Source organism: Mesorhizobium sp. B2-2-4 (assembly GCF_006442375.1).
Classification (GTDB): domain Bacteria; phylum Pseudomonadota; class Alphaproteobacteria; order Rhizobiales; family Rhizobiaceae; genus Mesorhizobium.
Genome location: NZ_VFWB01000007.1, coordinates 149,830 through 169,118, shown reverse-complemented (window position 1 = coordinate 169,118; position 19,289 = coordinate 149,830). Strand labels below are relative to the sequence as shown.

21 protein-coding genes are annotated in these 19,289 nt (G+C 63.5%); 5 read left to right on the top strand and 16 right to left on the bottom strand.

All coding sequences use genetic code 11. The features are described from left to right. Positions 1 to 9: 9 nt before the first annotated feature. From FJ959_RS19370 to FJ959_RS19310, 13 genes are all read right to left on the bottom strand, one after another. The gene (locus FJ959_RS19370; RefSeq protein WP_140494033.1) at positions 10 to 1,224 is read right to left on the bottom strand and encodes an MFS transporter; all 1,215 of its coding nucleotides are present in this window, start codon (positions 1,222 to 1,224) and stop codon (positions 10 to 12) included. Beyond that, a complete protein-coding gene (gene nusB, locus FJ959_RS19365) occupies positions 1,221 to 1,721 on the bottom strand; it encodes a transcription antitermination factor NusB (RefSeq protein ID WP_140521777.1) in 501 nt (166 codons plus the stop codon). The genes FJ959_RS19370 and nusB overlap by 4 nt, the downstream gene beginning before the upstream one ends. Next, entirely contained in the window at positions 1,718 to 2,212 is a 495-nt protein-coding gene (ribH, locus tag FJ959_RS19360; RefSeq protein WP_140494037.1) for a 6,7-dimethyl-8-ribityllumazine synthase, read from the bottom strand. The genes nusB and ribH overlap by 4 nt, the downstream gene beginning before the upstream one ends. Positions 2,213 to 2,449: 237 nt before the next feature. Next, the gene (locus FJ959_RS19355; RefSeq protein ID WP_140515697.1) at positions 2,450 to 3,067 is read right to left on the bottom strand and encodes a riboflavin synthase; all 618 of its coding nucleotides are present in this window, start codon (positions 3,065 to 3,067) and stop codon (positions 2,450 to 2,452) included. Positions 3,068 to 3,078: 11 nt separating this feature from the next. Then, positions 3,079 to 4,209, bottom strand: a complete 1,131-nt coding sequence (gene ribD / locus FJ959_RS19350; RefSeq protein ID WP_181171940.1) for a bifunctional diaminohydroxyphosphoribosylaminopyrimidine deaminase/5-amino-6-(5-phosphoribosylamino)uracil reductase RibD — start codon at positions 4,207 to 4,209, stop codon at positions 3,079 to 3,081. After that, positions 4,206 to 4,685 carry a transcriptional regulator NrdR gene (gene nrdR / locus FJ959_RS19345; RefSeq protein ID WP_010915593.1) on the bottom strand — a complete coding sequence of 160 codons (480 nt, stop codon included), beginning with the start codon at positions 4,683 to 4,685 and terminating at the stop codon, positions 4,206 to 4,208. Before nrdR ends, ribD begins: the two co-directional genes overlap by 4 nt. Before the next feature lie 139 nt (positions 4,686 to 4,824). Continuing rightward, entirely contained in the window at positions 4,825 to 5,409 is a 585-nt protein-coding gene (locus tag FJ959_RS19340) for a hypothetical protein (protein WP_140631545.1), read from the bottom strand. An 81-nt stretch (positions 5,410 to 5,490) separates the two neighbouring features. Continuing rightward, positions 5,491 to 6,804, bottom strand: coding sequence for a serine hydroxymethyltransferase (gene glyA, locus FJ959_RS19335; RefSeq protein WP_140494046.1), 1,314 nt, complete (start codon positions 6,802 to 6,804; stop codon positions 5,491 to 5,493). A 181-nt stretch (positions 6,805 to 6,985) separates the two neighbouring features. Further along, entirely contained in the window at positions 6,986 to 8,626 is a 1,641-nt protein-coding gene (locus FJ959_RS19330; RefSeq protein WP_140631542.1) for a Na+/H+ antiporter, read from the bottom strand. Between the two features lie 163 nt (positions 8,627 to 8,789). Further along, complete coding sequence (locus FJ959_RS19325; protein WP_140494050.1) at positions 8,790 to 10,043, bottom strand: murein L,D-transpeptidase; 1,254 nt, start codon at positions 10,041 to 10,043, stop codon at positions 8,790 to 8,792. Between the two features lie 349 nt (positions 10,044 to 10,392). Beyond that, on the bottom strand, positions 10,393 to 10,908 hold the full coding sequence (locus tag FJ959_RS19320) for a winged helix DNA-binding protein (RefSeq protein ID WP_013896002.1): 516 nt from the start codon (positions 10,906 to 10,908) through the stop codon (positions 10,393 to 10,395). A 237-nt stretch (positions 10,909 to 11,145) separates the two neighbouring features. After that, positions 11,146 to 11,568, bottom strand: a complete 423-nt coding sequence (locus FJ959_RS19315) for a DUF6163 family protein (RefSeq protein ID WP_140515691.1) — start codon at positions 11,566 to 11,568, stop codon at positions 11,146 to 11,148. Continuing rightward, on the bottom strand, positions 11,565 to 12,608 hold the full coding sequence (locus FJ959_RS19310; RefSeq protein ID WP_140515689.1) for an enoyl-CoA hydratase/isomerase family protein: 1,044 nt from the start codon (positions 12,606 to 12,608) through the stop codon (positions 11,565 to 11,567). The genes FJ959_RS19315 and FJ959_RS19310 overlap by 4 nt, the downstream gene beginning before the upstream one ends. 195 nt (positions 12,609 to 12,803) lie before the next feature. On the opposite strand from FJ959_RS19310, the gene FJ959_RS19305 reads away from it, so the two are divergent. The 3 genes from FJ959_RS19305 (at position 12,804) to FJ959_RS19295 (ending at position 15,623) form a co-directional block, all read left to right on the top strand. Then, a complete protein-coding gene (locus FJ959_RS19305; protein ID WP_140631539.1) occupies positions 12,804 to 13,634 on the top strand; it encodes a DUF2066 domain-containing protein in 831 nt (276 codons plus the stop codon). Positions 13,635 to 13,722: 88 nt separating this feature from the next. After that, complete coding sequence (gene hemB, locus FJ959_RS19300; protein WP_140631536.1) at positions 13,723 to 14,754, top strand: porphobilinogen synthase; 1,032 nt, start codon at positions 13,723 to 13,725, stop codon at positions 14,752 to 14,754. Positions 14,755 to 14,975: 221 nt separating this feature from the next. Beyond that, positions 14,976 to 15,623 (top strand): dihydrofolate reductase family protein, encoded by a 648-nt coding sequence (locus FJ959_RS19295; protein ID WP_140557014.1) that lies wholly within the window; start codon positions 14,976 to 14,978, stop codon positions 15,621 to 15,623. Between the two features lie 90 nt (positions 15,624 to 15,713). On the opposite strand, the gene ppk2 is transcribed toward FJ959_RS19295, so the two are convergent. Next, positions 15,714 to 16,634 (bottom strand): polyphosphate kinase 2, encoded by a 921-nt coding sequence (ppk2, locus tag FJ959_RS19290; protein ID WP_140494062.1) that lies wholly within the window; start codon positions 16,632 to 16,634, stop codon positions 15,714 to 15,716. A gap of 239 nt (positions 16,635 to 16,873) precedes the next feature. Here ppk2 and FJ959_RS19285 point away from each other — a divergent pair, with 239 nt between their 5' ends. Beyond that, positions 16,874 to 17,917, top strand: a complete 1,044-nt coding sequence (locus FJ959_RS19285; RefSeq protein WP_140515679.1) for an aldo/keto reductase — start codon at positions 16,874 to 16,876, stop codon at positions 17,915 to 17,917. Between the two features lie 80 nt (positions 17,918 to 17,997). Continuing rightward, on the top strand, positions 17,998 to 18,144 hold the full coding sequence (locus FJ959_RS19280) for a hypothetical protein (protein WP_140494066.1): 147 nt from the start codon (positions 17,998 to 18,000) through the stop codon (positions 18,142 to 18,144). Positions 18,145 to 18,171: 27 nt separating this feature from the next. On the opposite strand, the gene FJ959_RS19275 is transcribed toward FJ959_RS19280, so the two are convergent. Then, positions 18,172 to 18,405: a DUF982 domain-containing protein gene (locus FJ959_RS19275; protein ID WP_246678980.1), complete on the bottom strand. Its 234-nt coding sequence runs from the start codon at positions 18,403 to 18,405 to the stop codon at positions 18,172 to 18,174. A 130-nt stretch (positions 18,406 to 18,535) separates the two neighbouring features. Continuing rightward, on the bottom strand, positions 18,536 to 19,201 hold the full coding sequence (locus FJ959_RS19270; RefSeq protein ID WP_140494070.1) for a GntR family transcriptional regulator: 666 nt from the start codon (positions 19,199 to 19,201) through the stop codon (positions 18,536 to 18,538). Positions 19,202 to 19,289 lie beyond the last annotated feature (88 nt).

The following is a 19,289-nucleotide window of genomic DNA, read 5'->3' as shown; positions in this document are numbered from 1 at the left end:
AATTGGGCGTCAAGCCAGACGCAAGCTCGCAATCCTCAGCGCGCCGAGCGCGACGAAGCATAGCACGGTGACGGGAAAGATCATCCAGTTCAGCATGGTCCAGCCCCAGGCATTGTAGACCATGCCCGACATCAGCGAGGCGCAGGCCACGGAGCCGAACAGGACGAAGTCGTGGAACCCCTGCACCTTGCCCTTTTCGGAAGGCCGGTAGCTTGCCGCGACCATGGCCGTGGCGCCGATGAAGCCGAAATTCCAGCCGAGGCCGAGCAGGATCAGCGCCGTCCAGAATTGCCATAGCGCCAAGCCGGACAGCGCGACGACCGCACAGCCGATCAGCAGCAGGAGGCCGACCGCGACAATGCGTTCAGCACCGAAGCGATGGATCAGCGATCCGGTGAAGAAGCTCGGCCCGAACATTGCCATGACATGCCACGAAATGCCGAGCGTCGCATCGTCCTCCGACAGGCCGCAGCCGACCATGGCGAGCGGCGCGCCGGTCATGACGAAGCTCATCAGGGCATAGCTGCCGACCGCGCAGAAGAGTGCCGCGACGAAACGCGGCTGCGTGACGATCTCGGCCAAGGGCCGGGCATCGCTGCCGGCAATTTCCGTTCCGCCGGCGGCGGCCCTCGCCGGCAGGCGCAGCAATGACAGGATCGCCGCGCCGACGGCGGCTAGCACCAGGATGGATGCGAACGAACCGGCAAACATCACCGGTGCGAACAACTCGCGGGTGAAGATGACGATCTGCGGTCCGAGAATGGCGGTGATGATGCCGCCCGCCAGCACGAAGGAGATGGCGCGCGCCTTGAATTGCGGCGGCGCATTGTCGGCGGCGGCAAAGCGGAACTGCTGGACGAAGGCGCCACCGACACCGATCACCGTCAGGCCGAAGGCAAACAGCCAAAAACTGCCATGGAAGAGTGCCAGCGTCGCGACCAGACCGCCAAGCGCGGTGACGATCGTACCGGTCATGAAGCCGCCGCGCTGGCCCATGGCGCGGATGATGGCCGCCGCCGGCAGCGCACCGAGTGCCACGCCGAGATTGAAGCCGGTGATCGGCGCCGTCGCCAGCGACTTGTCCGGGCCGAGCAGATATTGACCGGCAAGCGCGCCCATGGAGATGGCGATGGGCGCTGCCGAACCGATGATCGCCTGCGAGGCGGCGAGGATCAACGCGGTGCGCCGCGCCTCCCTGGCCGCCTCGATGGCGACCGCCGTCATGAAGCGTCCTTGCCGCGTCCCTCGCCACGCACCCGACGGGAGACGCGATCGAGCACGGCGTTGACCAGCTTCGGCTCGTCTTCCTCGTAGAAAGCCTTGGCGATATCGACGTATTCGGAAACGATCACCGCCACCGGCACGTCTTCGCGCTTTATCAGTTCGTAGACACCGGCGCGCAGGATTGCGCGCAGTGTCGAATCGAGGCGCGACAGCGGCCAGTCATCGGTCAGCGCCTGGCGGATAACCGGATCGATGGTTTTCTGGTCCTCGACGACACCGGTGAGGATGGCGCGGAACCATTGGGCATCCGCCTCGCGGTAAAGCGCGCCATCGACTTCCTTGCCAAGGCGAAACGCTTCGTATTCGGCAGTGATCTCGAAGACGCCGCTGCCGGCGACATCCATCTGATAGAGGGCCTGCACGGCGGCAAGCCGCGCCGCGCCGCGCTTGTTGGCGTGGCGCACCGTGGGCTGTCCGGGCGAAGCGGGGTCGCTCACGATCGCGCTCCCAGTCGTTCCTTGAGCGCGATCATGGTCAGCGCCGCGCGCGCGGCAAAGCCACCCTTGTCGCCCTCCGAACGCTTGGCTCGCGTCCAGGCCTGCGCGTCGTTTTCCGTGGTCAGGATGCCGTTGCCGATACAGACCGAGTCCTGCACGGACAGGTCCATCAGTGCGCGGCTGGATTCATTGGCGACGATATCGAAGTGATAGGTGTCCCCGCGGACGACGGTGCCAAGCGCGACGAAGCCGTCATAGTTCATGCCGCCTTCCGCCGCGCCGTCCAGCGCGAAGGTAATGACGGCGGGAATTTCGAGCGAACCTGGAACGGTGACGACGTCGTAGGTCGCACCCGCTTCGTCAAGCGCGCTCGTCGCGCCTTCGAGCAGCGCGTCGGCAAGATCGTCGTGGAAGCGTGCCTCGATAACGAGAAGGTGGGCCTTCTTCTTCGGGCGAATGAACGCTTTGCCGTGTTGGGATGTGCCAGCCATAAATGTCTCCGGGATCGCCGGTGACTTAGGCCGAAGCCGGATTGATCGCAAGCACAAGATTGCCTCATTGGGACGGGGTACCGAGATCGGACAGTCTGTAGCGAGGCTTTGAGCCCAGGCAACAATGGCGTGGGCCACTACTCGGCCAGCATCTACATCGGCCACCCCAGCCGCGCTTGCACTTTGGAATTCCTGTTTTCCATCACCGCTAGTTCCTCATGAACAGCTCGGCGATGCTCAAAGCCCCTCTTTCGCCGCTTCCGCCAGGCGGGCCGCATAGCGGGCCATGGTATCGATCTCGAGATTGACGCGGTCGCCGACCTGGCGCTCACCCCAGGTGGTGACGGTCAGCGAATGGTGGATCAGAAGCACGTCGAAGCGGGTGCCTTCCACCTTGTTGACGGTGAGCGAGGTACCGTCGAGCGCGACGGAGCCTTTCGGCGCGATGAACTTCGCCAGCCCGCGCGGCGCTTCCAGCGTGAAGCGAACGGCGTCGCCTTCATCCTTGCGCTCGACGATCTCGGCGGTACCGTCGACATGGCCCGACACGATGTGGCCGCCAAGCTCGTCGCCGATCTTCAACGCCCGCTCCAGATTGATCCGCGTGCCCGATTTCCAGCCCATCGCCGTCGTCAGCCGGAGCGCCTCCTCCCAGGCCTCGACTTCGAACCAGCGCGCGTTCGAGCCGCTGTCGGGCAAGGCCGTCACGGTAAGGCAAACGCCGCCGCATGATATCGAGGCGCCGATGGCGATGGTTTCGGGATCATAGGCGGTGTCGATGCGCAATCCCACGCCTTCCCGCAGCGGCTTGACGGCCGCGACGGTACCTATGTCTGTAACAATGCCCGTAAACATCGGTGTTGATCCTAAAAGTCTCTTATCCACTCGGCGTAGCTGTCCTCGCCGAACCGCATCTCGCGCAGTTTGCGAAATCCCGCTGGGACATGGTTGGCATCGATGGGCGATGCAATGCCCCCCTTGCCGATCGCCTCCGGCCCCCGGAACAGCACGATGCGGTCGACCAGGCCTTCCGACAGGAAGGCGCTGGCCACCCTGGCTCCGCCTTCGACCAGCACGCTGGCCATGCCGAGCGCGGCAATATCCTCGAGCAGTTCCGGCAGCGCCACGCCGCCTGCATGCGTCTCGGTGCCGATGAAACGCACGCCGGCGCGTTCGAGCGTTGCCCGCCGCAGAGGATCGGCTTCCAGGCAAGCCGCGACGTAGAGCGGCACCCGGTCGACACCGGACACCAGTTTCGAAGTCTCAGGCAGCCTGATCTGCCTGTCGAGCACAATGCGCGCCGGCGACCGGTTCTCCAATCCCGGCAAGCGCACCGTCAGCGCCGGGTCGTCCTCCAGCGCCGTGCCAATGCCGATCAGGATGGCATCGGCTTCGGCGCGCATTAGATAGACTTCACGGCGCGCAATGTCGCCTGTGATCGACACCTGCCCAGCCCCTTCCATGCCGATCTTGCCGTCGCTGGAAAGCGCTAGCTTGAGAGACACTTCCGGCCGTTTCCTAAGCGATCGAATGAGATAGCCGGCCATCTGCTCGGCGGCCTCCGCCGCCAGGACATTCTCCACAACCTCGACGCCCGCGGTGCGCAGGATCGCGTAGCCTTGGCCTGACACGCGCGGATCGGGGTCGCTGGCGGCGCCAACGACGCGCGCGATGCCGGCAGTGACCAGTGCATTGGCGCAAGGCGGCGTGCGTCCGTGATGCGCGCAAGGCTCCAGCGTGACATAGGCGGTGGCGCCGCGCGCCAGTTCGCCCGCTTCGGCGAGCGCCTCGGTCTCGGCATGCGGGCGGCCGCCGACAGCGGTGACGCCGGTGCCGACAATCATCGGGCCCAAGCCATCGTCGCGCACGATGAGTGTACCAACGGAAGGATTGGTTGAGGTCCGGCCCGCATTCCTGCGCGACAGTCTGAGTGCGGCTGCCATGAAACGGCGGTCAAGGGCTGCCTGTCCGGCCTCGCTGCGTTCCGCCATGCTCAGCCAGCGTCCTCTTCGCTCTTGTCCTCGTCGCCTTTCAATTCCCCCAGCAGCTCATGGAAATCCTTGGCCTCGCGGAAATTGCGGTAGACCGAGGCGAAGCGGACGTAGGCGACGTCGTCGAGCGACTTCAGCGCTTCCATGACCAGCCGCCCAACCTCGCCCGAGGCCACTTCGGTCTCGCCGGAGCTTTCCAGCTGGCGCACGATGCCGGTCACGGCACGATCGATGCGCTCGGGATCGACATTGCGCTTGCGCACCGCGATCTCGACGGAGCGCAAGAGCTTGTCGCGGTCGAAAGGCACTTTTCGCCCCGACTTCTTGACCACGACGAGGTCGCGCAACTGCACGCGCTCGAAGGTGGTGAAACGGCCGCCGCAATCGGGGCAGACGCGACGCCTGCGGATCGCCGCGCCATCCTCGGCGGGGCGCGAATCCTTCACCTGCGTATCTTCGGACTGGCAATAGGGACAGCGCATTGAGAGCCTTGGGTTCACGAATCTGGTGAGGCGAAAAGGCTTAGAGCCTTTTGCCACGATGGCAAGGCACGCAGACCCTTTCGCGTCAGAGATAGCGAGCCGCGAGGCAGATTGCCAGCACCCGCCTTCGCGCGCTTGGCTAGGGTGCAACGTCCTTGGTCGGAAAGCCGCATGATGTGCCGAGGTTGCGGTAGGCTTTAGTGAAGCCGTCCATCGGAATGCTGGCGAAAGCCTCTTTGCCGAAAGCGACATCGAGCGAGGTGACTTTGCGCATGGCTCGCAAGAGCGCGAGACTGGTCTTGGGCTGGTTGTCGACCGTCCAGCTGGGACGGCCGTTCACGGCATCGTTCGAATAGACGGTGGCGGAAACCTTGACGCCAGGATCACCAAAAGTCGCGGCGATCTTCTTGCCAGTGGGCAGGTTCCGGTTGTCGACAATAAGCATGATGGCCGGGTAGGCGTCCGGCGGCATGGCGTCGCCGTTCGAGATCGACAGCGTCAGCGTGCCCGAATTGCCGCTGGCATCGAAAAAGGCAGTCGAAGCGGCGCAGGTCTTGCGCGCATCCTGCCCGGTGTCGAGCGTATCGACGATGGTTGTCCATCTGCCGAAGGTAGCGGTGGCGGGCACTTCAGGGGCGGTCTGCGCAAGGGCAGTCCCGGGCAATGTCAGGGAAACGGCCAGCAAGCCATGGGCGCCAAGGATGGCGGTACGGAAATTACGCATCGTCTGGTCTCCAGTTCGGCGCGTCGACCGATCGGGGGTCGGCGCGCCGCTGGCGGATAAGAGATGACGCGTGGCGCGAGGTCAACCGAGATAAGGGTAGAGCGGGAATCGATCGGTCAGCGCCACGACCTTGGCCTTGACCGCGGCCTCGACCGAGGCATTGCCCTCATCGGAATTGGCGGCCTTGAGGCCATCCAGCACCTCGGCGATCAGCTTGCCTATTTCGCGGAACTCGGCCTGGCCGAAGCCGCGCGTTGTGCCGGCGGGCGTGCCGAGCCGCACGCCGGAGGTGACGAAGGGCTTTTCCGGGTCGAAGGGGATGCCGTTCTTGTTGCATGTGATGTTGGCGCGCCCAAGCGCTGCCTCGGCGCGCTTGCCGGTGGCATTCTTGGGGCGCAGGTCGACCAGCATCAGGTGGTTGTCGGTGCCGCCCGACACGATGTCGAGGCCAGTCTCCTGTAGGCTGGACGCCAGCGCCTTGGCGTTGGCGGCGACGCTCTCCGCATAGAGCTTGAAACTCGGCTTCAGCGCCTCGCCGAAGGCAACCGCCTTGGCGGCGATGACATGCATCAGCGGTCCGCCCTGCAGGCCGGGGAACACCGCCGAGTTCATCTTCTTGGCGATCTCCTCGTCGTTGCACAGGATCATGCCGCCGCGCGGGCCGCGCAGCGACTTGTGCGTGGTGGTCGTCACCACATGGGCATGCGGCAGCGGCGAGGGATGCACGCCGCCGGCGACGAGGCCGGCGATGTGGGCCATATCAACCATGAGGTAGGCGCCGACCGCATCGGCGATCTCGCGAAAGCGCTTCCAGTCCCAGATGCGCGAATAGGCGGTGCCGCCGGCCAGGATCAGCTTCGGCTTCGTCTCATGCGCCGTCTTCTCGATGGCGTCCATGTCGAGCAGGTGGTCGTCCTTACGCACGCCGTAGGACACGACCTTGAACCATTTGCCGCTCATGTTGACTGGCGAGCCGTGCGTCAAATGCCCGCCGGAATTGAGGTCGAGGCCCATGAAGGTGTCCCCCGGCTGCAAGAGAGCCAGGAACACCGCCTGGTTCATCTGGCTGCCGGAATTGGGCTGCACATTGGCGAAGTTGCAGCCGAATAGTTTTTTCGCGCGCTCGATCGCCAGCTCCTCGGCGACATCCACGAACTGGCAGCCGCCATAGTAGCGCTTGCCCGGATAACCCTCGGCGTATTTGTTGGTCATGATCGAACCCTGCGCTTCGAGCACGGCGCGCGAGACGATGTTCTCAGACGCGATCAGTTCGATCTCGTGGCGCTGGCGTCCGAGTTCGTTGCGGATCGCGCCGAAAATTTCCGGATCGGCATCTTCCAGCGTGGTTTCGAAGAAGGATTCGAATTTGTTCGACGCTGCCGCTGCTGTTGCCATGGCCTGAATTCCTTAGGTCCGGAGGTCGGTTTTGTCTTGCGCATGCCGTTGTCCCAAACCCCTGCACATTTTTGTGTGACAGGATTGGGTTCGCCGCGCCATTAACACAGTTGTTTTCGCCTCGCCACGTTTGCGGCGCGAAATTTGCTGGCCCGATTGCGGCAAGCAGAGCGGCGAACCGTTATTTCCTGTCGCGCCGCCGCTTCAGAAGAGCCTCGGTCAAGGTGATCTCGGAAAACAGCGCCCGCATCGTATGGTCATTGATCTCGCGGCTGAGAAACATGGCGCGTAGCGCGGCGCGCTCGGCTTCTATGCCGGCCGCCCTGAGTTCAAGCTCCAGACGGCTCGCCTCACGCGCCTCGGCACGCGCTTCGTCGGCCTCGTCGGAGGCGGCGATGCGGCGCCGGTAGCCGGCGACGATGCTGTCGGCAACGGCGAGCCGTGCCTCGACGGCCCCGCCCTCGCCTGCCTCATTGGCGATGCTCTCGATCCTGGCGATCGCCGCATTGGCTGCGCCGACCCGCGCCCGGCGCTCCTCGGCCGCTGCCGGGTCCTCGCCCGGTTCGACCAGCCCGCGAGCGATCTTCGGCAGCGCGAGGCTGGCGATGGCCAGCGAGCAGATGATGACCCCGGCGGCGAGGAAGATCACCACGTCGCGGGCCGGGAACGGCGAGCCGTCCTGCAAGGTGAGCGGCAGCGACAGGATACCGGCCAACGTGATCGCTCCGCGCACGCCGGCGACCGATCCGGCGAGCCGCACGCGCAGGCCGAACGGCTCGGCCTTTCGCTTGCCGAGCCGCGCCGCCATGGCGCCCGCCATGTCGCCGATCCATATCCACAGGAAACGCAGGCCGATCAGGCAAAGGGTCAGCAGCAGGACTGTCAGCACCGGCTCGATGATCCAGTGCCGGCTGGACAACTCCGGCGGCACCTTACGGATGATATCGGGAAATTGCAGGCCAAGCAGGATGAAGAGCGCGCCGTTGAAGACGAAGGACAGCGTCGACCACAGCGACATCGTCTGCATGCGCGCCGAGACACCGAGAAAGCGGAACATGCCGGAAACTCCGGTCAACAGGCCGGCGGTGACCGCCGCCAGGATGCCCGAGGCGCCGATATGCTCGGCGCCGAGATAGGAGACGAAAGGCACCAGGATCATGACCAGAACCTGCGCCTCCGCCGGCACGCCGCCGATGCGGTTGAGCAGTTGCAGCGCCTTGGCGGCAACGAACAGCGCCGCCATGCCGGCGAGGATGCCGGCAGCCACGGCATAGAGAAAGCTCAGCGAGGCCGCGGCGAAGGAAAAGCTGCCGGTCAATGCCGCCGCCACGGCAAAGCGGAACATGACTAGGCCCGAGGCGTCGTTGAGCAGCGACTCGCCTTCCAATATATGCATCAGCCGCGCCGGAACGATGTTCCTGTCGACTATGGAAGACACCGCCACCGCGTCAGTCGGCGACAGCACCGCGGCGAGCGCGAAAGCGACGACGAGCGGGATGCTGGGCACCAGCCAATGCAAGGCGTAGCCAAATCCGACGATGGTGAAGAAGACCAGTCCGATGGCAAGGTCGAGGATGGGGCCACGCAAGGCGACAAGCTCGCGCTTGGGCGCAGCAAAGGCATCGGCGAACAGAAGCGGCGGAATGAATACGAGCAGGAACAGTTCCGGATCGATCTCGACATGCAGCCCGCGCGCCGGCCAGGCCAGCGCAGCACCCATGGCGATCTGCAGCACCGGCAGCGGCAGCCGCACCAGCCGCACCAATGCACCGGAAAGCGCCACCAGGACGAGCACTACGAGGATGAAGACGGCAACTTGCATGGTCCGATTTCCGGCAGTTTTGCCGACCATGCGCAATCGCCCGCGCTTCGTCCAGCCGGAGCGCGCCTACGCAGAGTTGGAGGTCAGCGGCGGTGTGAACGGCCTGGCGGCGACGACAGAAAAGGCCGCTCAAGAGCGGCCTTTTCCCTGAATAATCAATTGCTTAGAGCGACGAAGTGATCTGCAGCTCGTTGTTTCCGTCGAGGCCATATATGTCGTCGCGGAACTGGACGACGCCGGGGCCCGTCGACCAGGCCGAGAGATAGAGGAAATGCACCGGCACCGGGTTGGTGACCTGGACCGGCGTGTTTTCGCCGGTCTTGATCGCAGCCTCGAAATGCTGACGGTCCCAGCCGGGCGTGTCGCGCAGGATCCAAGTGACGAGGTCGCGCACGTTCTGCACGCGTACGCAACCCGAGGAATCGAAGCGCATCATCTTGCCGAACAGGCTCTGCTGCGGCGTATCGTGCATGTAGACGCCGTCCGGGCTCGGGAAATTGATCTTCACCGACGCCATGGCGTTGTCCGAACCGGGATCCTGGCGGAAACGGTACTTGGCCGCGTCGTCGGTCGACCAGTCCACATTCATCGGATCGACTTCGCTGCCATCTGGCGCAAACAGGCGAATATGGCTGTTCTTGAGATAATCGGGGTCCTTGCGCATCAATGGGATGATGTCCTTGCGCACGATCGACACCGGCGCGTTCCAATATGGATTGACGATGATCTCGTTGATCTTGGAATTGACGATCGGTGTCTGGCGATCGATCTTGCCGACGATCGCGGTATGGCGAAGCACGACGCGATCGTTCTCGACCGCCTCGACCTGCGCTGCCGGAATATCGACCAGCACATAACGGCTGCCAAGCGTGCCCGCCTTCTCCTTCAATCGCTGGAGATTGGTTTGCAACTGGCCGAGCCGGATCTGCGCCGAAACGTTCATCGCCGCGTAGGTATATTTGCCCAGCGCTCCGTCGGCCGGCAGGCCGTGGCGCAATTGGAAGCGCTTGACCGCCGAGTCGACATAGGAATCGAAGGCCGTCGAGATGCCGGCGCTCTGCGACAGGTCGCCGGCGACCATCAGGCGCTTGCGCAGCGGCACGACATCGGGATCGTCGACGCCGAGCTGCAGTTTCTTGGTCGCGGGAACCTCGACCCAGCCGCCCTGCCCGACAATGTTCTGGTACTGCGCCACAGCCTGCTCGGTGAAGGCGACGGTCTGCGGGCTGAAGATCGGCAGCGTCGAGGCCACCTTGCCGCCTGCGCTGGCGCGGGCGTCGAACTGATCGTCCCAGTTGCCGCGCGCCGAGGACTTCAGGATGTCCCCGATCACATCCTGCGCGCTGGCGCGGCCGGCAACAACGGCGGCTGCGAGCGCGGAGGCTCCGGAAAGGAAGAAACGGCGGCTGGTTCTCATGGACGTTCCAGACATTTGTAGCAGTTCGAACACTTGCTGCGTTGATCATCGGGCGATCTCGCCCGCACTCTAAAATTGGCAATCTTAACAATTAGCCAACCATGGTCCGCATCACCTCGGTGTGAAAACGCGCAAGGCTACGCGGCTGCGGGTGAACTCATGGTCTTCACCACAGCATCACTGCCATCTTCGGTTCCATTGGAATATGGCGGCAACGTGGCCTTGGCCCGCAATTTGCTTCGGCCAGCGCAACGAAAAGAAAAGACCGATGCTTTTCGGCACCGGCCCTGACTGGAGGTCGCTGTTGCGGCCGCGCTTCTGTGGCGCGGCTTCTGATTGGGGATGTGGCTTACATCCGGTAAGCGATGGTGTCGTTCCAGAAGCGGTCGAGGCGCTGGAGGGCGCGGTTCATCTGCTTGAATTCGTCGGTGTTGATGCCGCCGACCTGCTCGATCGAGCCGACATGGCGCTCATAGAGACCGGCGACCACGTCCGCCACCTCGTTGCCCTTCGGCGTCAGCGAGACGCGGACCGAACGACGGTCGATGCGCGAGCGCTGGTGGTTGATGAAGCCGAGATCGACAAGCTTCTTGAGATTGTAGGAGACGTTCGAGCCGAGATAGTAGCCCCGCGAGCGCAACTCGCCGGCAGTCAGCTCCGAATTGCCGATGTTGAAGAGCAGCAGCGCCTGGATGGCGTTGATGTCGGAACGGCCATTGCGGTCGAACTCGTCCTTGATCACGTCGAGCAGACGGCGGTGCAGGCGCTCGACCAGTTGGAGCGATTCCATGTAAAGGGAACGGATTGCCTCGCGGCGATCGTCGGAAACGTTGGCGGTCTTTGCCGCCGGACGCGAATTGATCATTGTCTTTGCCTCTCGTTTGTCGCCCTGGTGATTTTTTGTTTTTCACCTTGATCGCGACACTATCGAATACTCATAAAATTCGACTTAAACGCCAAGGCTAACAAGAGCTTACCGGTAATAGGTTTCGCAAGACGCTTAACGAACGGTCACTCGAGCAAGGATAATTAACCTAAAGATTTAGCCAATGATTTCAGGGCGAAATCCGATCCGCCGGATCGCCGGCGGCGCGTGCCGGCTTCAGGTCCGGGGCGTCCGCTTCTGCAGATAGATGACGAGGCGGAAAACGACATAGAGCAGCGCCACCCCCGCATGCGAGACGACGATGAGCGGGCGGCGGCCGAAGAGTTCGGGAAAGCCGGCATACATGACGATCTCCGTCGCGGCGCAGATGAACCAGATCACCGGCCCCCAGGAAGCCAGCATCCATAGGCCGGCTGCGGCAAAGGGAAAAAACACGGCGAGCATCACCGCTGTCACCTGCCAGTGGACCGGCATCAGGTCGAAGCGCCACAGCGAGCCGGGATAGAAGCCGATAAGCCTGATCCAGTACAGGATACCGAACAGCAGGCAGTATCCTGATATGATTCGCTGGAACCAGGCGAAGATAACCTCCACCCCTGAAGGCTGAAGCACGACGCGTCTGGACGTCACCTCACTCATAGCGCGAGTTCCCGTTCACCGAGCGAGGCAAAATAGGCATCGACATCCGCGTCGTCGACCGCATCGAGGGTTGCCGGCAGCCATTGCGGCTTGGAACCCTTTTCGATGATGGTGGCGCGTATGCCTTCGTAGAAATCGTGGCCCGCGAGCATCCGGTTGAGGATGCGGAACTCCATCTTCATGCATTGATCCATCGGCAGCGTCAGGCCGGCAGTGATCTGGCGCCAGGCGACACGAAGGCTGGTCGGCGAGCGCGTCAGGATCGTCGCCAGCGTCCTTGCCGCAAACTCATCGCTCCCTGCCGCCTGCTCCAGGCTGCCGATGATATCGGCAAGCGACGCCTGCGCGAAGTGGTGGGCGATCGCCTCCAGCACCTGCCTGTCCGTCTCGCGCTTCGCCGGGATGAAGAAGCCGCGCAGCACCGATTCGGGATCGCCGGTGGCGGCGAGCTGGTCGAGAAAGCCAGCCTGGTCCTGCGCCTTGATCGTATGCGTGGCCAGCCCGGACCACAACGCGTCGCCATAGCGGATACGATTGCCGGTCAGCGCCAGGTACATGCCGAAGGAACCGCCAAGATCGGGCAGCAGATGGCTGGCGCCGACATCCGGGAAAAAGCCGATTCCCACCTCCGGCATGGCGAACTGCGCATTTTCCGTCATCACCCGATGCGATCCATGAAAGGAGATGCCGACGCCGCCACCCATGACGATGCCGTCGATCAGCGCCACATAAGGTTTTTTGAAACGCGCGATTTGGGCATTCAGCCGATATTCGTCGGTGAAGAACTCGACGGGCGGCTTGCCGGCCCGGCCGGCCTCGTAGATGTGGAGAATGTCGCCGCCGGCCGAAAACGCCCTGCCCTCGGCCTTGACGACGACGACATCGACGCTCCAGTCCCGCTCCCAAGCGTGCAATGCCTTGGCGAGCGCGTTGACCATCCCGTGCGTGACCGCATTGAGTGCCCGCGGCCGCGTCAACGTGACGATGCCGGCCCGGCCCAGATGTTCGAAGCGGATCTCGTCGCCTCCGCCAAAATCCATCGTGAAAGAATCCCTCCCCCGCTCCGCCGGGACTGAAGTGCTAAAGCGTGGCCCATGGCCGCGTCAATGCCGGCATGCCGGCAGCGCGTCTTGGCTCGGGCCGGAGCCTAGTGCTAAAAGAGCCGTTGTCGCCGCAACGCCGGGAACCGCACGGCGACTGCGCAGCTGTAGCAAGTTTTCCAATGGGTGTGGCTCATGGCTGGATTTGCGCGCCTCGTGCCGATGACGATCGGGCTGATCGTCATTTGCCTGGCTTTGCAATCGACCCTGGCGGCCAGCCTCGCCGATCTTTACCAGTCGCAGACCATCGTCAACGGTCGGTACGAGAAGAACCGCCAGGCCGGCTTCAAACGTTGCCTCGACGCGGTTCTGGTCCGGGTTTCCGGCGACCAGCGCCTGCCGGCGAAACCGGAGATGGCGGCGCTGCGCGACAAGGCCGGCAGCTTCGTGGCGGCCTTTCGCTACCGCGATCGCATGGAAGGCATTCCCAACCATGACGATCAGGGCACGTATGATCGGCCTCACAATCTCTACTGCCAGTACAGCCCGGCGATGATCGATCCGGTGCTGGCTTCGCTCGGCAGCAGGCCGTGGCTGACCGAACGCCCAGGGCTGGCGGTATTCTTGTCGACCGAGCGCGGGGTCAGGCATTTCGCGCTCGATGCCGATGACGAGCGCGGCGTGCTGATGCGCGAGTCGTTCGGCAATGCCGCCGCGCCGGTTGCCATGCAGGTAACCTTCCCAACGGCAGCGCTGCTGTCGAAGGCGGGGCTGGACGACAGGATCATGCGCGAGGCCGACATGGCGAAGCTGGACACGGTTGCGAAAATGGCCGGCGCCGACCAAGCGCTTTCCGGCAGCATCGTCTGGAGCGACAAGGAGTTGGGCTGGATCGCCGACTGGCGGCTGGCGAAGGCCGGCAAGACCTACGCCTGGCAAGTGCGCGGCGTCGGCTTCGACGAGGCGTTCCGTGTCGGCATGCGCGGTGCGGCGCAGATCCTTTCGGGCAACGGGCAACCCGAATAAGGACCCGGCCGGATTGCTGGCACAAACGTGTCGCATTGGTCAGCACCACGGGTGCGTGATAAAAGCCGGCCAAACGAGAGTTTTGGCGATGAACAGATTCACCCCCGCAAAACCTGCCGGCGCGCGCAGCGTCGACGACATCACCGGCAGCCGCCGCTTGCGACGCATGCGCAAGGCCGACTGGTCGCGGCGCCTGGTGCAGGAGAACAGGCTTTCCGTCGACGACCTGATCTGGCCGATCTTCGTCGTCGACGGCAGACAAGTGCGCGAGCCGATCGCCGCCATGCCGGGCGTCTTCCGCCTGTCGATCGACCTTGCCGTCAAGGAGGCCGAACGCGCGGCGAAGCTCGGCATCCCCGCGCTTGCCACCTTTCCCAATGTGGACATTTCGCTGCGCGACGAGACCGGCTCGCATATCCTCGACCCCGACAACGTCATCAACCGCGCCACGCGCGCGATCAAGGACGCGGTGCCTGAGATCGGCGTCATCACCGACGCCGCGCTCGACCCGTTCACCAGCCATGGTCATGACGGCATCCTGCGCGACGGCCTCATCGTCAATGACGAGACGGTGGAACAGGTAACCGCGGCGGCCGTCATACAAGCAGCGGCCGGCGCCGACATCATCGCGCCGTCCGACATGATGGACGGCCGCATCGGCGCCATCCGCGACGCGCTCGACGCAAACGGTTTCCAGGACGTGGCGATCATGTCATATGCGACGAAATTCGCCTCCGCCTTCTACGGGCCGTACCGCGAGGCGGTCGGCACGGCCGGCCTGCTCAAGGGCGACAAGAAGACCTATTACATCGACCACGCCAATTCAGACGAAGCGGTGCGCGAGGCCGAGCAGGACCTGGCCGAAGGCGCCGACATGCTGATGGTCAAGCCCGGCCTGCCCTATCTCGATATCATCCGCAGGCTGAAGGACGAATTTGCGGTGCCAACCTTCGCCTACCAGGTGTCGGGCGAATATTCGATGATCAAGGCGGCGGGCGCCAATGGCTGGATCGACGGCGAAAAGGCTATGCTGGAATCGCTTCTTGCGTTCAAACGCGCCGGCTGCGACGGCATTTTGACCTATTTCGCCCCTGAGGTGGCGGAGATGCTGAGAGCATAGTTTCCTCCCAGCGCCTTCAAACCATATGCTCTTCATGGAACTCACCGGCGAATGAGCCGGTATGGCGGCTGTCTCGGCAGCCGCCACTTTCACTCTGGACATCGCATGGGCGAAGTACGGATATGCATCTTCTCGATCGCTGAAAATACTACTTGCAATTTGCAATCGGTTTGCTAGAAAGTAACTGCTTGCAAAATACAACTGGTCTGAGGAGGCTTTCCATGTCCAGACTTCGCGTCAACGCATTCACCTTGTCGCTCGACGGTTACGGCGCCGGTCCCGACCAGGATTTGAAAAACCCGCTCGGGGTCGGCGGGGAAGCCCTGCACAAATGGATGATCGGTACCCGCACCTTCCGCAAGATGGTGCTCGGAGACGACGGCGGCACAACCGATACCAACGAGGCGTTCGCGGCGCGCAGCTTCGAGAATGTCGGCGCCTGGATCCTCGGCCGCAACATGTTCGGGCCGATCCGCGGCGAATGGCCTGACGAAAACTGGAAGGGCTGGTGGGGCGACAGCCCGCCCTATCATGTGCCGGTCTTCGTGCTGACCCACCATGCGCGCGAGCCGATCGTCATGGAGGGCGGCACGACCTTTTACTTCATTACGGATGGCATCCATTCGGCGCTCGAGCAGGCAAGGGCAGCGGCCAATGGCAGCGATGTGCGGGTCGGCGGCGGCGTCGCCACCATCCGGCAGTACCTCCAGGAGAGGCTCATCGACGAGATGCATCTGGCGATCTCGCCGGTGCTGCTCGGCTCCGGCGAGCACCTCTTCGCCGGGATTGATATGCCGAAGCTCGGCTACGCGTGCAGCGAACAAGTAGCGACGCCGCTTGCCACGCATGTCGTCATCAAGCGGACTTAGGAATTAGTTGTCTGCGACAGTGGGAATTGGCAACCCTTGGTGCAGATCCTTTCTCCCCGTCACTATACGGGGAGAAGGACAAACTCTCGTTCAATACTTCTCGGGCACGTAGAGCTCGCGCGGCAGCACCTGGCGCTCGTATTCGGGATTGAAGACCCGCTCGGGCAGCGTGATCTCCTCGTGCGGCACCTCTTCATAGGGAACCTGCTGCAAGAGGTGGTCGATGCAGTTCAGCCGGGCGCGCTTCTTGTCGTTGCCCTCGACGATGAACCAGGGCGCCTCCGGAATGTTGGTACGGGCGAAGGTCTCTTCCTTGGCCTTGGTGTACTGTTCCCAGCGCACCCGCGACTGCAGGTCCATCGGCGACAGCTTCCACTGCTTCATCGGATCGTGGATGCGCATCAGGAAGCGCATCTGTTGTTCCTCGTCGGTGATCGAGAACCAGTATTTGACCAGCGTGATGCCCGAACGGACCAGCATGCGCTCGAACTCCGGCACGTCACGGAAGAATTCCTCCACCTGATCGGGCCCAGCGAAACCCATCACCCGCTCGACGCCGGAACGGTTGTACCAGGAGCGGTCGAACAGAACGATCTCGCCGCCGGCCGGCAGGTGCGGCACATAACGCTGGAAATACCATTGCGACGTCTCTCGCTCGGTCGGTGCCGGAAGCGCCACGACGCGGCAGATCCGCGGGTTGAGCCGCTGGGTGATGCGCTTGATGACGCCGCCCTTGCCAGCCGAATCGCGGCCTTCGAAGATCACCACAAGCTTCTTCTTGTGGTAGGCGACCCAGGATTGCAGCTTGATCAGCTCGGATTGCAGCCCGATCAGGTCGCGAAAATACTGCATGCGGTCGATAGAAGGCGGATGCGCGTTCTTGTAGATCCTGGCGATCTCCAGCGACAGCGCCGGTTCCGACATCTCCAGTTCATAGTCCTCGTCGAGCGTGTCGGCGAGTTCGGCTTCCAGCCAGTCCCGGGCGCCGGACTTGGGTATGGATTCATTCATCGGTGTTCCTCCATCTGCAAGCTGCCGCCTCCGGCAACGACCGGGCGCACTGGTCGCGTCCTGACGGCGGCGCGCAACGCCCTGATCGACCGAGTATAGGCCGGCAATGACGGTTTTATTGCAGGGGCACGCCACGGCCGCTCATCGGTGTGCTGGGGCCGGAGGGCGACAAGCCGCACGGATTGTCCTACAAATCCAGCAACCTGATCGGGCCATTCTTCTCAATCGCGAGGACTGACATGGAATACCGCACTCTCGGCCGTTCCGGCCTGAAGGTTTCGGCGCTGACGATGGGCACCATGACCTTTGGCGGCGCCGGCCCGTTCGCGGCTGTGGGCAACAGCGATCTCGCCGAGGCGAAGCGCATGATCGATCTGTGCATCGATGCCGGCATCAATCTCATCGACACGGCCAATGTCTATTCGGACGGCCTGTCGGAGGAGATCATCGGCGAGGCACTCGGCGGCAAGCGCAGGAACGACGTGCTGATCGCCTCCAAGGCGCGCATGCGCATCGGCGACGGTCCCAATGACGAAGGCCTGTCGCGCCATCATTTGATCCGCGAATGCGAGAAAAGCCTTAAGCGGCTCAAGACCGACGTCATCGATATCTATTTCCTGCACGAATGGGACGGCGTGACGCCACTCGAAGAGACCATCGCCGCGCTCGACACGCTGGTCGGCCAGGGGAAGATCCGCTATATCGGCTGCTCCAACTATTCCGGCTGGCAGGTGATGAAGGCGCTCTCCATCAGTGACACCCGCCATCAGCCGCGCTTCGTCACCCAGCAGATCCACTACACGCTCGAAGCACGCGAAGCCGAATACGAGCTGCTGCCGATCTCGGTCGACCAGGGATTGGGCGTGCTGGTGTGGAGCCCACTGGCGGGAGGCCTGCTGTCGGGCAAGTATCACCGTGACAGCCCGACCGCGCGCCAGGTCGCCGGCTGGTCCGAACCGCCAATCCGCGACGAGGACCGGCTGTGGCGGATCGTCGATGTGCTGGTCGAAATCGGTAAGGCCCGCGGTGTGTCCGCCGCACAGGTGGCGCTTGCCTGGCTGCTTGGCCGGCCGGCTATCAGCTCGCTTGTGATCGGCGGGCGCAACGAGGCCCAGTTCAGGGACAATATCGCGGCGGCCAGCCTGACGCTGGCCGGCGAGGAACGTGATCGCCTCGACGCGGTCAGCCGCCCGCCCCTGCTCTATCCCTATTGGCATCAGCAGCTGACGGCAAAGGAGCGTTTCGGCGCCGCCGACCTTGTGATCGACCGAAGCAGCTTATAGGAACCCTGGTGCTGGCTCCGAGACGTCGGAAGGCGAACGACGCGTAGTCAGCCCACAAGAACAGCAAAAAAGGAGCCGCTATGGCACGAGCACCAAATTACGATCAGGAACGCAAAGAACGCGATCGCCAGAAGGCGGCCAAGAAGGCCGAAAAGCTGGCGGCCAAGGCTGCGGCGCGGGAGCGTCAGAAACCCGAGACTGACGCCGAGATTGAAACAGAGGAATGACGGCGCGCGGCGGCAATCCGGCCTGGATCAGGCCGGCGCCTTGTCGCTGACGAAGACGTCCACTTCACGCGCCGCCGCGATAAAGGCGCGCCTTGCGTTCATGGCCGGCTTGTCGCCGGCCAGCGCATCGTGGCAGGCCTGCAGCGCCGCGCGATGCTTGGGGGTGCGCTTGCCGGGCCAGCTGTTCATGAGATAGTCGGAAGCCTCGCGGGCCGAGCGTAAGAGCTGTGTACTTCCCGCCGTGGCTGATTTGACGGTCACGGGTACTTCAAATCGGTTGTTTTCCATCGCCCGGTCCTACGCCATCGGCGTCCGCGAAGCGAGGCCGAAAGTGGGGCTCGGGGCCGGTGGTCCTTTTTTCGGCGGCGAGTGGCCTGCCCTGCAGGCCGCATTATGCCGCCACGACGGCAAATCCCCTGGCGCGAAGGCCGCGGCGATCATTGGCCAGCGACGTCAACAGACGGTCGCGACTGCCCACGATATGCTGCGAGAGCAAGCGCGCGGCTTCCTGTGCATCGCCGCTCCGCACGGCGGCCAGGATGGCATGATGTTCGGCCCAGGCGCGGCCAAGGGCCGCTCCATCGCGTACCTCCAGCCAACGGGCGCGCGAAAGCCTGGTCATCGCGTCGCGGACGGCCCGAAACAGGAATTCATTGCCGGACAGTCGCGCCAGCTCGATGTGGAAATCCATGCCGACGCGATGCCATTCCTCGCGCGGAGTGTCGTCGTCGCAAGAGACGAGCATAGCCTCGATGACATCGACGGCACTTCTGTCGGCAAGCCCGCATGTCAGCCGCAAGGCCGCGACCTCGACCGCTTCGCGGTAGACCGCGATCTGCTCGAGTTCGGCCAGGTTGATGGGCGAGACCGTCCAGCCGCGCCCGTCCCTGCCGACCAGCCCTTCGGTTTCGAGCCGCAGCAGCGCAGCCCTGACCGGCGTGCGCGAGGCGCCGAAGCGGCTTTCGATCCAGCGCTCGGTGAGTTTCTCACCCGGGCCGATCTCAAGTCCAAGGATCATCTCGCGGAGCTGCCGTTCGACGTTGTGCATCTGCGACATCGTTGTTGCCTTTTCACGTGCCCGCATTGACAGCGGTCGGGCTGTGGGTCCATGACGGATACCGACTTGGTATCCCAAAATGGTATCC